This window comes from Halomonas sp. HP20-15 (genome assembly GCF_033446685.1).
Classification (GTDB): Bacteria; Pseudomonadota; Gammaproteobacteria; order Pseudomonadales; family Halomonadaceae; genus Modicisalibacter.
Map to the genome: position 1 here is coordinate 149,229 of NZ_JAWQLY010000007.1, position 12,263 is coordinate 161,491.

12 protein-coding genes are annotated in these 12,263 nt (G+C 65.9%); 5 read left to right on the plus strand and 7 right to left on the minus strand.

Annotation, left to right across the window (positions count from 1 at the left end):
- Window positions 1–35: 35 nt before the first annotated feature.
- The 4 genes from R6258_RS11175 to R6258_RS11190 all read right to left on the minus strand — a co-directional run bounded on the left by R6258_RS11175 (window position 36) and on the right by R6258_RS11190 (window position 4,063).
- The gene (locus tag R6258_RS11175; protein ID WP_318450229.1) at window positions 36–1,535 is read right to left on the minus strand and encodes an ABC transporter permease; all 1,500 of its coding nucleotides are present in this window, start codon (window positions 1,533–1,535) and stop codon (window positions 36–38) included.
- Entirely contained in the window at window positions 1,528–2,241 is a 714-nt protein-coding gene (locus tag R6258_RS11180; protein WP_318450231.1) for an ATP-binding cassette domain-containing protein, read from the minus strand. The genes R6258_RS11175 and R6258_RS11180 overlap by 8 nt, the downstream gene beginning before the upstream one ends.
- On the minus strand, window positions 2,241–3,107 hold the full coding sequence (locus R6258_RS11185; RefSeq protein ID WP_318450233.1) for a putative selenate ABC transporter substrate-binding protein: 867 nt from the start codon (window positions 3,105–3,107) through the stop codon (window positions 2,241–2,243). Before R6258_RS11185 ends, R6258_RS11180 begins: the two co-directional genes overlap by 1 nt.
- A 95-nt stretch (window positions 3,108–3,202) precedes the next feature.
- Window positions 3,203–4,063 carry a MurR/RpiR family transcriptional regulator gene (locus tag R6258_RS11190; RefSeq protein WP_318450235.1) on the minus strand — a complete coding sequence of 287 codons (861 nt, stop codon included), beginning with the start codon at window positions 4,061–4,063 and terminating at the stop codon, window positions 3,203–3,205.
- A gap of 215 nt (window positions 4,064–4,278) precedes the next feature.
- Between R6258_RS11190 and zwf the strand changes: the two genes are divergently transcribed.
- The 3 genes from zwf to R6258_RS11205 are packed head-to-tail and all read left to right on the plus strand — an operon-like array spanning window position 4,279 to window position 7,110.
- Window positions 4,279–5,754 (plus strand): glucose-6-phosphate dehydrogenase, encoded by a 1,476-nt coding sequence (gene zwf, locus R6258_RS11195; RefSeq protein WP_318450237.1) that lies wholly within the window; start codon window positions 4,279–4,281, stop codon window positions 5,752–5,754.
- Between the two features lie 2 nt (window positions 5,755–5,756).
- A complete protein-coding gene (gene pgl, locus R6258_RS11200) occupies window positions 5,757–6,428 on the plus strand; it encodes a 6-phosphogluconolactonase (protein ID WP_318450239.1) in 672 nt (223 codons plus the stop codon).
- A gap of 22 nt (window positions 6,429–6,450) precedes the next feature.
- A complete protein-coding gene (locus R6258_RS11205) occupies window positions 6,451–7,110 on the plus strand; it encodes a bifunctional 4-hydroxy-2-oxoglutarate aldolase/2-dehydro-3-deoxy-phosphogluconate aldolase (protein ID WP_318450241.1) in 660 nt (219 codons plus the stop codon).
- Between the two features lie 116 nt (window positions 7,111–7,226).
- Here the strand turns inward: R6258_RS11205 and R6258_RS11210 are convergent, their stop codons facing one another.
- The gene (locus R6258_RS11210; protein WP_318450243.1) at window positions 7,227–9,029 is read right to left on the minus strand and encodes a putative bifunctional diguanylate cyclase/phosphodiesterase; all 1,803 of its coding nucleotides are present in this window, start codon (window positions 9,027–9,029) and stop codon (window positions 7,227–7,229) included.
- A gap of 344 nt (window positions 9,030–9,373) precedes the next feature.
- Here R6258_RS11210 and R6258_RS11215 point away from each other — a divergent pair, with 344 nt between their 5' ends.
- Window positions 9,374–10,000, plus strand: a complete 627-nt coding sequence (locus R6258_RS11215) for a DUF938 domain-containing protein (protein WP_318450245.1) — start codon at window positions 9,374–9,376, stop codon at window positions 9,998–10,000.
- Window positions 10,001–10,105: 105 nt separating this feature from the next.
- Window positions 10,106–10,333: a hypothetical protein gene (locus tag R6258_RS11220; RefSeq protein WP_318450247.1), complete on the plus strand. Its 228-nt coding sequence runs from the start codon at window positions 10,106–10,108 to the stop codon at window positions 10,331–10,333.
- Between the two features lie 66 nt (window positions 10,334–10,399).
- Here the strand turns inward: R6258_RS11220 and R6258_RS11225 are convergent, their stop codons facing one another.
- Both R6258_RS11225 and R6258_RS11230 read right to left on the minus strand, forming a co-directional pair.
- A complete protein-coding gene (locus R6258_RS11225; RefSeq protein ID WP_318450248.1) occupies window positions 10,400–11,812 on the minus strand; it encodes a PhoH family protein in 1,413 nt (470 codons plus the stop codon).
- 269 nt (window positions 11,813–12,081) lie between these two features.
- Entirely contained in the window at window positions 12,082–12,261 is a 180-nt protein-coding gene (locus R6258_RS11230) for a metallothionein (protein WP_318450249.1), read from the minus strand.
- Between the last annotated feature and the right edge of the window lie 2 nt (window positions 12,262–12,263).

Consider the following 12,263-nt stretch of genomic DNA (forward strand, 5'->3'; position numbering starts at 1 on the left):
GCAGGTAGCTCGGCAAAAGGTCGGATGCGGCCCATTCAACGGCTGCACGGATCGTCCATCACCACGTCGCGGGGCCGATAACGACGGGCGAGGGCATCGACGGCGATGTTGATCATTGCGGTGACCAGCAGCAGGAAGAATGCCTGGTCGAACATCAGGTAGGCGAAGCTCGAGTCGATATGAAAGCCCAGCGTGGCCACCCCGAGCATGCCGAGTAAGGCGGTCTCGCGGATGATCACCTCGGCGCGGTAGAACAGCAGCGCGAGCAGCCCGGGGTAGAGGCGGGGCAGCAACTCATAGGCGTAGCGACCGCTGGCGGGCAGTCCGGGCATGCCGGGTTCCACGCTGTCGGCATGGCGCGCGGCAAGAAAGGCGAGCAACGCCCCGTTGTGCAGTGCCAATGCCAGCCAGGCCGGCAGCATCGAAGGACCGAGCAACAGCAGGAAGATGAACGCCAACATCAACTCGGGGGTCGAGCGCAGCCCGACCAGCAGTGCCTTGCCGGCGAAGCGTGACGTGCGGTTGCCGAAGTGGCGGCTGGCCATTGGCCAGACCAGCAGTGCAACCAGCAGGGCGCCGACGGTGCCCATCAGCCCGAGCAGCAGGGTATTGCCGATCGCCGGCAGCAGGTCGGGAATCTCGGTGAGCCAGACGACCAGCCCGGCCCAGTCGCCATCGCGTAGCGGCGCCGGCCACAGGTCCTGGCTGACGAAGCGCCACAGCAGATCGCCATCGACCTGCGGCCAGGGGCCGAGCACGAACAGGCTGGCCAGCAGCAGCCAGGGCACCAGCCAGCGGTGACTCCACAGCCCGATCGAGCCGATCAGCAGGTAGAACAGCCAGAGTAGGGCGCCGGCCTCGTGATAGTGGCCCTCGCGAAATGCGCTCTCGAGGTGAAAGCCCAGCGTCGGCAGGCCGACGAAGCCCAGCAGCACGCTGGCGCGCAGCGAGCATTCGAAGCGATAGCGGGTATAGGCGGCGAGCCGCGACCAGACCAGCGGCAGCTCGGCATAGATGAAACGTGACAACCGATCGACCCCGGGTGGCAGGCTGTCGGCGGCGCTGCCCGGTGTCTGCTCGAGAATCTCGGCATAGACCTTGGCGAAGATCCCCGCGTAGGGCACGGCGAGTGCCGCCAGCGCGGTGACCGCCGACAGGCCGAATACCTGCAGGAACAACAGCGCCCAGAACAGTTCGTGGATGGCGCGGACGAAGGCGCAGCCGGCGCGTACCAGTCGCGAACGGGCGAAGATCAGCGCCAGCGGAAAACCCAGCAGCACGCCGAGGAAGGTACCCCACAGCGCCACGCCGACGGTCAGGGCCGTGGCGTGCAGCGGCGAAGAGAGACTGCTCCAGCTCGGCCAGGCCAGCCCGCCGGCCATCCGCGCGAGCTCCGCCCAGGGATCGTGGGCGACGACGGCCAGGTCGGCGAGCGGTAGTGCGAGCAGACACAGCGCGATGAGTACCAGCGAACGCCGCGCCAGACTCAGGCCGGGCGAATCGCCGCGCAGGATACCGGGCGGGGGTTCACGCATCGCCGGCCTCGTCGCGGATCCGTGTGTCGCTATCGGCGGCGGGATAAAGCCGATCGAGGTCGGCCAGGCTCAACTCGCGGGTCGGTGCGTCGAGTTCGAGCCGGCCTTCGCGCAGCCCCCAGACGCGGTCGAAGTGCGTCAGTGCCAATTCGCGTTGGTGCAGCGCGACGACACTGGTGGCATGGCGCGCGTCGATCAGCGCCAGCAGGCGCAGCGCCTGATGCGGATCGACGCTGGCTACCGGTTCGTCGCCGAGGAAGATCCGGCGCTGCTGATAGAGCGCTCGAGCGATCGCCACGCGCTGGCGCTGACCGCCGGAGAGTTGCGCGACCGGCCTCTTGAGCAGCCCCTCGAGGCCGAGTTCGTCGCACAGCGCGGCGATCTCGGCCCAGGTGCTACGTTCGGGGCGCACCAAGTTCCACAGGTTGGCGAGCGCGGAGCGGCGTTCGAGGCGACCCATATAGACATTGTGATAGACCGCCAACTGCGGCACCAGGCCGTGACTCTGCGGGCACCAGGCTACCTCGCCGGCCAGACGGCTTCGCAGCGCGGCGAGCAGCGTCGACTTGCCGGCGCCGCTCGGGCCGAGCAGCGCGACACGTTCGCCGGCGTTGAGGGTGAGCGAGAGCTTGGCCAGCACCACATGCCGGCCATGGCCGAGATCGGCGTTCTCGAGCCGCAATAGCGGGGCGGGTTCGGCCACCATCAACGCAGCAGGCCGAGTTCCTCGCCAACCTGTTCGATCGGCGCATAGTCGTCGTTGGCGGCCGGTATGAAGCCGTCGCGGGGGAAGCTCTCCAGCAGTTCGGGATCGCTCATGTCGAGCAGCACCTGGCGGACCCGGCCGGTGAAGCCATCGCCGAAACGCGCATCGACGTCGCCGCGAATCGTCCACTGATAGTCGGGGTAGGCGGGGGTCTCCCAGAGTACCTTGACCTTGTCGGTGTCGACCCGGCCGTCTTCCACCGCGGCTTGCCAGACGGTGAAGTTGACCGCGCCGATATCGTAGGTGCCGGACTCGACCAGCGCGATGGTCCGCGAATGGTCGCCGGAGAAGCCGACCCGCGAGAACAGCGCCTCCGGCGTCTCGTCGAACTGCTGACGCAGATAGAACTCGGGCATCAGCCGGCCGGAGGTCGAAGTCTTGGCGCCGAAGGTGAACGAGTGACCTGCGATCGCCGCGGGCAGCCCGTCATCGCTCGCCTCGAGGCCGGTCGCGCTGTTGGCGATGAAATAGCTGTGGAAGGCCGCGTCCTCGCTGCCCTGGGCGAGCGCCTGCGAGCCGGGGACCAGGCGCCGCGCCTGGACGCCGGACAGCCCGCCGAACCAGGCCAGCTGAACCTGGTCGTTGCGAAACGCACTGACCGCGGCGCTGTAGGACTTGACCGGCACGTACTCGACCTCGACGCCGAGCTCATCGGCTAGATAGTCGGCAACCTTCTGGAAGCGTTCGACCAGCCGCGACTGGTCCTCGTCGGGGATCGCGGTGAAGCGAAAGGTTTCGGCGCTGGCCACGGGGACGAGCAGAGAGGTCAGACACAACAGCAGGGCGGTGGCGATTAGCCGGCGCATGGAAGCACTCCTCGCTTGAGAAAGGGGGCTATTGTTGGGCCTCGGCGAGGCCCGGGCAAGTGCGGCGGGTCCGGGCCGCCAGCAGCGTCCAGCGTTCAGCTGTCCTTGGGCGGAAAACGGGTCGCCTGCAGGCTGTCCTTGATCTTCTTGAGATGGCTCTGAAAATCCTCGCCACGGCGCAGGGTGACCCCGGTGGCGAGCACGTCGATCAGCGCCAGATGGATCATTCGCGAGGTCATCGGCATATAGATGTCGGTGTCCTCGGGGGCGATGACCTCGAGCGTCTCGGTGCATTCGCCGGCCAGCGGCGATCCCGGCGCGGTGATGCCGAGGATCACCGCGCCGTTCTCGCGGGCCAGCCGGGCGATCTCGACCAGCTCGCGGGTACGCCCGGTGTACGAGATGATCACGATCACGTCGCCGGTGTGGCTGGCGGCGGCGACCATGCGCTGCATCAGCACGTCCTCGTGGACCATCACCGGCAGGTTGAAGCGGAAGAACTTATGCTGGGCATCCTGGGCGACCGGCCCCGACGCGCCGAGACCGAAGAAGTGGATCTGCTTGGCCTGGATCAGGTAGTCGACGGCGCGCTCGATGCGCTTTGAGTCGAGTGCGCGGCGGGCATCGTCGAGGGCGGCGATGGTCGCGCCGAAGATCTTGTCACCGTAGCGGGCGGCATCGTCGTCGCGTTCGACACTGCGGCTGACGTAGGGCGTGCCCCCGGCTAGACTCTGGGCTAGCTTGATCTTGAAGTCGGGGTAGCCCTTGGCGTCGAAGTTGCGGCAGAAACGGTTGACGGTCGGCTCGCTGACCGAGGCGGTCTGGGCCAGCGTGGCGATGCTCAGCCCGGTCGCGGTCGCCGGATCCTTGAGGATGACGTCGGCCACCTTGCGCTCCGAGCGGTTGAGCTCGTCGAGGCGGGCGCGGATACGGTCGAGAAGATCGTGGCTGGCCATGCAGGAAAGGACTCCGATACTGTCATCATGTAGTGATTTAACTACATCGCTCGCCACATCCTAGCGTGACGGCTACCGACCCGCCAAGCGCTCCGAGCTGCGGGCGAGCACACACGCGGTACGACTTGGTAGTAAAATTACCGATATCGATTGCTGGCATGCACTACAATGTCCTATTTTATGCGTAAGATAACCAGATTTAAGGGGTTCGAGGCATGATCCAAGACGGTACTCCCGAGATTGATCTGGCGCTGTTCGGCGCCATGGGTGACCTGGCCATGCGCAAGTTGTACCCGGCGCTGTATAACCTCGACCGCGACGGGCTGCTCGCCGCCGAGACCCGCGTCCTGGGCCTGGCGCGCCAGGAGATCGATGGCGCCGCCTTTCGCCAGCGGGTGGAAGAGGCGCTCAACAAGTACGTCAAGCGGGGTAACCTCGATCAGCAGTGCGTCAAGCGATTCATTGCCCGCCTCGAATACCTCAAGCTCGATTTCGCCACCGTCGATGGCTACGAGGCCATTCGCGAGTGGCGCGAGGGCGTCTCGCGGCCGATGACCGTGTATCTGGCGGTGCCGGCGGCCATCTATGGCGATATCTGCGGCAACCTGGAAGCCAGCAACAGTCTCGACAACCAATCGCGGGTGGTGGTCGAGAAGCCGATCGGTTACGACTTGGAATCCTCTCAGGAAATCAACGACGCCATCGGCGCAGTCTTCCCCGAGGAACGGATCTATCGCATCGATCATTATCTGGGCAAGGAGACCGTCCAGAACCTGATCGCGCTGCGCTTCGCCAACCCGCTGTTCGGCAACCAGTGGAACCAGAACCAGATCTCCCACGTCGAGATCACCGTCGCCGAACAGGTGGGTATCGAGGGCCGCTGGGGCTACTTCGACAAGGCCGGCCAGCTGCGCGACATGGTCCAGAACCACCTGTTGCAGTTGCTCTGCCTGATTGCCATGGACCCGCCATCCAATCTCGACGCCGACGCCATCCGCGACGAGAAGGTCAAGGTGCTCAAGGCCCTGAAGCCGTTCTCGCGGGACAGTATCGGGCGTGACGTTGTGCGCGGCCAGTACACGGCGGGCTCGATCGACGGCACCAGCGTGCCGGGCTATCTCGACGAGGAAGGCTCGGATACCGAGAGTCGCACCGAGACCTTCGTCGCGATGAAGACCGAAGTCTCCAACTGGCGCTGGGCGGGCGTGCCGTTCTACCTGCGCACCGGCAAGCGCATGCCGGACAAGCTGTCGCAGATCATCATCCACTTCCGTCAGCAGCCGCACTACATCTTCGATCCTGACCAGCGCGATCTGGCGGCCAACAAGCTGATCATTCGGCTGCAGCCCGAAGAGGGCATCGCGCTGCAGGTGCTGACCAAGGACGGTGGGCTCGACAAGGGCATGCGGCTGCGCCCCGGGCCGTTGCATCTAGACTTCAACAGTGCGTTCCCCAAGTCGCGCATTCCCGACGCCTACGAGCGCTTGCTGCTCGAGGTGATGAAGGGCCAGCAATATCTGTTCGTGCGGCGCGACGAGATCGAACATGCCTGGCGCTGGTGCGACAAGCTGGTGGCGGGCTGGGCCGAGCGCGACATTCCACCGCGTCGCTATCCGGCGGGCTCCTGGGGCCCGGTGGCGTCGATCGCCATGATCACCAAGGATGGCCGCAGCTGGTACGAGGATTATTGACGATGAGTGCATCCACGCCGCGCGAGCAACTCGCCGCGCAACTCGCAGAAGCGGTCGCCAGTGCGCTGGCCGCGGACCTGGAGAATCACGAACGGGCCTTGCTGGTCGTCTCGGGCGGTTCGACGCCGGTGCCCTTCTTCAAGCGTCTGGCGAGCATCGAGCTGCCCTGGTCGCGTATCGACGTAACGCTGGCCGACGAACGCTGGGTCGCCGAGGATGCCGACGACAGCAACGCCCGTCTGGTTCGCGAACACCTGCTGCAAGGGCCGGCCGCGGCGGCCAGTTTCTGTCCGCTGACCAGTGGCGACGCCACGCCCGAGCAGGGTGTCGAGTCGGTAGCCCGGCGCGTCGTCGATCTGCCCTGGCCGGCCAGCGTCGTGGTGCTGGGCATGGGCGGCGACGGCCATACCGCTTCGCTGATTCCCGACAGCGGCGAGCTCGGCCTCGCGTTGACGACCGACGAGCCGTTGGTCGCCGCGCGCGCGCCCAGCGTGCCGCAGCCGCGCATTACCCTGAGCGCCGGACGCCTGCACCAGGCGCGTCGCCATGTCCTGCACATCGTCGGCGACGACAAGCGCAGTGTGCTGGCGCGCGCCATGGCCGGCGACGACGCCCGCGAGCTGCCTATTCGCGCCTTCCTAGCCTGCCCACTGGCGGTCTTTTGGGCGCCCTGAACCGATTTTGCTGGAGCCTGACATGAGCAATGAAAAGCAGTTGCCCTCGACCCGGACCACTGAACTCGACAGCATCTGCCAGAAGGCGTCGGTGATTCCGGTATTGACCATCGAGCGTCTCGAGGACGCCGTGCCGCTGGGACGTGCGCTGGTTGAGGGCGGCCTGCCGGTGCTCGAGATCACCCTGCGCACCGACTGCGCGCTGGATGCCATCGCGCGCATGCGCGAGGCGTTGCCCGGTGCCAGCATCGGTGCCGGCACCGTGCTGACGCCGGCCCAGTACCGCCAGGCCGAACGGCTCGGCGTCGATTTCGTGGTCACTCCCGGCGCCACCGATGCCCTCTATCGCTACGGCGTGAGTAGCCCGGTGCCGATGCTGCCGGGCGTGGCGACGATCTCCGAGCTGATGAACGGCTGGCAATACGGCTATCGGCGCTTCAAGTTCTTTCCGGCCGAATCCAGCGGTGGGGCGGCGTCGATCAAGGCGTTCGGCGGCCCGATCCCCGAGGCGCGCTTCTGCCCCACCGGCGGCATTACTCCCGAAAACGCCGATGAGTACCTGAAGCTTGCCAACGTGATGTGCGTCGGCGGCTCGTGGGTGACTCCCAAGGAGCTGGTCGAGGCCGGCGATTGGGCAGGCATCGAGGCGCTGGCTCGAGAGGCCGCCGAGCGCTTCAACTAAGCCGATCTTTCGCCCGCTGCCGCCGCAGGCGGCGGGCATGCTGCTCTCTCGACAGCCCGTGCTGTTGTTCGACCCGCCGCTTGGCGGGTCTTTTTTTGCGCGGTCTGCAGGCAGGCCTAGCTTCGCGAGCCGAGTGTCGGCGGGGTATCGCTCGGTTGCCGGTCGTGCGGACGGGCCTCGTAGCGACGCTTCCAGGCCAGGAAGTCACCGGCGGCCAGCGGCCGCGAGAACCAGTAGCCCTGCGCATACTCGCAGCCCAGCGAGGCCAGCAGTTCGGCCTGCTGGCGCTGTTCGATGCCCTCGGCGACGACATCGCAATCGAAGCTGTGAGCCAGGCGGATCACGGTGTTCGATAGGCTGCGATCGTGGCTGTTGTGAAGCATGTCGCGAATGAAGGTCCGGTCGATCTTGAGCGTCGTCACCGGTAGCGTCTTCAGATAGGCAAGCGACGAGTAACCGGTGCCGAAGTCGTCGATCGCCACCTTGATGCCCTGGTCGGCCAGTGTCTGCAGCGTCTGCCGGGCCACGGCGACGTCCTCCATCAGCCCCGATTCGGTAACCTCGACCTGCAGGGCGTGGGCGGGCAGGTCGGCCCGCTGCAAGCGCGACAGCAGTCGAACGGCGAAGTCGCTGTGCATCAGCTGGCGGGTGGCGACATTGATGGCAATGCTGAAGTGCTCGTCGACATGGCCGCGTTCGCGCCATTCGGCCAGTTGACGAATCGCCTCGTCGACGACCCAGTCGCCGATCGCCAGGATGTCGCCATTGGCTTCGGCCAACGGCACGAACTCGCCGGGCGAAATCATCCCGAGCTCGGCACTGTGCCAACGCACCAGGGCTTCCACGCCGACCATGCGGCCGGTGGGCAGGTACACTTTGGGCTGGTAGACGAGGTGCAGTTCGCCACCGGGAGCGGCTTCGCGCATCAATTGCTGCATGCGGGCGCGCTTCTGGTGACGCTGCTCCAGCTCGACGGCATAGGCGCGTACCGCCGGGGCGCCTTGCGGCGGCAATGCCAGTGTCGCCAGACGTACCAGTTGGTCGGCGCCGGGGGCGTCGACACCGGCGTGGCTGATGCCGATGCGACAGCCCAGGCTGACCAGCAGATCGTCGACCAAGTGGTCGCGGGCGAGCGCGTCGCGAATGGCTTCGGCACGCCTGAAGACGTCATCGTCGTTGCTCAGACTCTGGCAGACCATCAGCAGTTCGGCCCCACCCCAGCAGCCCAGCATGTCGCTGTCTGCGATGTGACCGTCGATCAGCCGACAGGCGTGTCCGAGCAGGGCGTCCGAGGCCGGATAGCCGTGCAGTCTGGCGATGTCGTCGAGCCCATCGAGCGCGATGAACAGCAGGTAGCCGCTCGGCGGCTCATGGGCCAGGCAGCGTTGCAGATGGTTGAGCAGCGCGCGGCGGTTGGGCAGGCCGGTGATCGGCTCTTCGAGTGCCAGGCGCTCGAGCTCGGCGGTACGCCGGTCGACCAAGATCTCGAGCTCGGCGGCCTGGTTGTCGCGCTGGCGATACAGGCGCCGGGAGCGCAGAGCGTTGTGCACGCGCTGTACCGCTTCCAACTGGTCGAATGGCCGGGTCAGGCAGTCGCGGGCGCCGAGCTTCAACGCCTGGCCGCGTAGATGGCCATCCGCCGGCTCGGTCAGCGCGATCACCGGCGGTCCCTGAAGGCCCGCCTGGCTACGCAGTCGGCTAATCAGCTCCAGGCCTTGGTGAGGCGGGGGGCGTACCGCCAGCAGTATCAGGTCGGTTGGATGCCGATGAAGGTGCTCGTTGAGCCGGGCTGGCTCGTCGAGGCGGTCGACGTTGTTGTAGCCTTGCGCGGCGAGCAGCGCCGCGACCCGAGTGCTGGCCGCGGGGTCGTCGTCGGCCACCAGGATGCGGCTGGCAAGGATTGCGCGACGATCAGGCATGCCGGTTAGGCTCCTCGGAACGCCGGACGCACATGACGCCCGGCCATCGAGCGAGAGGGGACCGAACGCCTCCGCAAGCGTCAGGCGAGTATCGATTTGACAGCGCTGGCGACCAGGCCGCGCTGTCTGGTATAGCGTAGAGTTGCATGGTGGCGACGATCCTCAGCGCTGCGGTTCCTTTGCCGGTTTCTTTTGGGCGTGCCGCCGGTAGCATGAGCGGCCGGACGACGGTCGCCCGAGAGAAGCTCGAGTCCTAGCAGGGTTTATCGACCGGGTGGCAGCAAATCTTGAGGCGGGCATGGTCGGCTCGCGGCATCGCGAGAGGCCCTTGATGGAGTGATTTCATGCACAGTGACGACAAGACGAGCGATGCGCGGCTTTCCAGCGCGGCCGTGGCGCGCAATCGAGAGCCGATTCTGGAGGTCCTGAAAACGGCGCTGGACGGCTCCTCGCGGGTGCTCGAGATCGCCAGCGGCAGCGGCGAGCATGCCGTCCATTTCGCCGCGGCCTTGCCGAACGTGCATTGGCAGCCCAGCGATCCCGAGCCCCGGGCGCGGGCCTCGATCGCGGCCTGGCGCGACGTCGCGGCACTCGACAACCTGGCGGGCCCGATCGAACTGAACGTGCTGGAGCGTCCCTGGTCAGAGCGGGACTTCGACGCGCTGGTGGTCATCAACATGCTGCACATTTCACCCTGGGAGGCGAGCGAGGCGCTGCTCGGCGAGGCCGGCGCGCGCCTGCCCGAGGGCGGAGTATTGTTCCTCTACGGTCCCTTCCAGCGCGATGGCGTGCCGACGGCGCCCAGCAATATCGCCTTCGACGCCGACCTGCGTCGCCGCGATCCGAGCTGGGGCATCCGTTCGCTGGCAGCGATTCGCACGCTGGCGCGGGCCAACGGTCTGTCGATCGAGCGCATCGTCGAGATGCCGGCCAACAACCTCAGCGTGGTGCTGCGGCGTCGGGCAGCTTGAGCAGTGCTGCGGCGTCGCGCGGCTTGATAAATCCGCCGATACCCCAAAGACTAGCAGTAGCGGTCGCGACGCGGCCGAACGCGCAACGTCAATGGAGTGATTGCGATGACCAGTAACGATTTGTCCGAAGATTTCCGCATGCCGGTGGGCTGTCCGAAATGCGGTAGTCACCTGATGCGTGTCTCGGAAGTCCATAATCCGGACGACAAGGTGTTCTGCGCCTCGTGCAATACCTATATCTGCCTGTACCACGAAGCGCAGAAGATCATGGAAAAGGGCCCGGGCAGCGAGAGCGAGGCGCTGCTCGAGAAAGCGGTCAACGCCAAGCACTGAGCGCTCCATTGCAGGCGTCAAGACAACGGCACCCGCGGGTGCCGTTGTCGTTTGAGGGTGGGCGGTTCAGAGCAGTTCTTCGGCGGCCAGTGCCAGGCGCGAGCGTTCCACGCTCTTGAGGGTGACGTGACCGGCGTGCGGCCAGTCGCGGAAGCGTTCGACCAGCGCCGCCATGCCACAGGTATTGGCGGTGAGGTAGGGGGTGTCGATCTGGCCGACGTTGCCCAGGCAGACGATCTTGGTGTTGCGCCCGGCCCGCGAGACCAGGGCCTTGAGTTGCTTGGGCGTGAAGTTCTGGGCCTCGTCGATGATCAAGAAGGTGTCGTTGAGGGTGCGTCCGCGCATGAAGGTCGGCGAGCGTATCTGTACCCGTGAACCGATCAGTTGACGCGTGGCGCCCTCGCTCCAGCTCGAGGTGCCGTCCTTCTCGTCGCGCAGCAGGTTGTCCATGTTGTCGTGGAAGGCGCCCATCCAGGGGCCCATCTTCTCCTCCTCGGTGCCGGGCAGAAAGCCGATGTCCTCGCCCATCGGTATGGGTGCCCGGGTGAACACGATGCGTTCGAACAGCTTGCTGTCCAGCGTCTGCTGGAAGGCCGCGGCAAGCGTCATGTAGGTCTTGCCGGTACCGGCGTTGCCGGCGATGCTGACCAGGTCGATCTCGGGGTCCATCAGCAGGTTGAGGGTGAAGTTCTGGCGGCTATCGTGGGCGTGGACGCCCCACACGCCGTCGTGGTGACGGTAGTTGGTCAGCAGTTGCAGGCGCGCCGAGCTGGGCGCCACTTCACGGACGATGGCCTCGAAATCGGCGCCGTTGTCGCTGTCCGAGACCAACATGCCGACATGCCAGTCGGCCGGGATGGCGCCGCTGAGGCGGTAGTAGGTGTGATGGTCGATGCGCTCGACGGCGACCTCGACGTTCAGCGACTCCCACAGGCCCGCACCGTCGCGTCCGGCCCGGGCATAGACCTTGGTGCCCTCGATCATCGCGTCGCTGTCGCTGAACACCCGGTCGTTGAGGTAATCCTCGACCGGCACGTTCAGGGCCGAGGCCTTGACCCGCAGGTTGATGTCCTTGGTGACCAGGATCACCGAGGCGTCGGGGCGTTCGTCGCGCAGCCGGCAGGTTTCCGCCAGGATGCGGTTGTCGGGGCTGTCCTCCAGGTGGTCGAGGGGCTTGAGGTCGCTGTAGCACAGAAAGCGCAGGCGACCGCTATGGCCGTAGGCGTCGGTCAGCGGAATGCCGCGGCGAATTTCGTCGAAGCTGACCTTGGATGTGAGTTCGGAAAGAGTCCGGCTGATCTGGCGGGCGGTGCGGGCGATCTCGCGAATGCCGTTCTTGTGCTTGTCGAGTTCCTCGAGCACGGTCATGGGAATGACCACGTCGTGTTCCTCGAAATGATAGAGCGCAGTGGGGTCGTGAATCAGGACGTTGGTGTCGAGTACGTAAAGGCGGGTCGCTTTCTTGTCGATCAGAACCATCGGCAAGCACTCCTCGAGTTAACGGCAGGTTCGACGCGGGCAGTTGTCTTGCTACGACAACGGGCCGAGCGTGCTACGTTCGGCGTCACTTCCTGGGCGCTATGTCGGCAGACCTCCTGAGGGCTGGGTGGGAAGACATGATTTCAAGATGAACCGGCTTGTCGAGGAATGCCAGCGTGACGTTCCACGTTAATTCCGCTTAAGGTGGGGAAAGCCCGTGGCGTCGCCGCGAACGGGCGACGCCAGGCCTCGGGGCAGGGCGCGGTGGCTCAGGTCTTGATGCCACCCCAGCCGTGCTCGTGACAGTCGCATTGCGGATCCTGGCAGGGTCGGCGGTCGTCATGCGCTGTCGCGCAGGCCGTGCAGCAATAGTAGCGACCGTTGACGGGAACCGCCGTTTCGGGGATCGGGCAATCGCAATAGGGGCATTCGCAGATCCTTGCGGGCATGC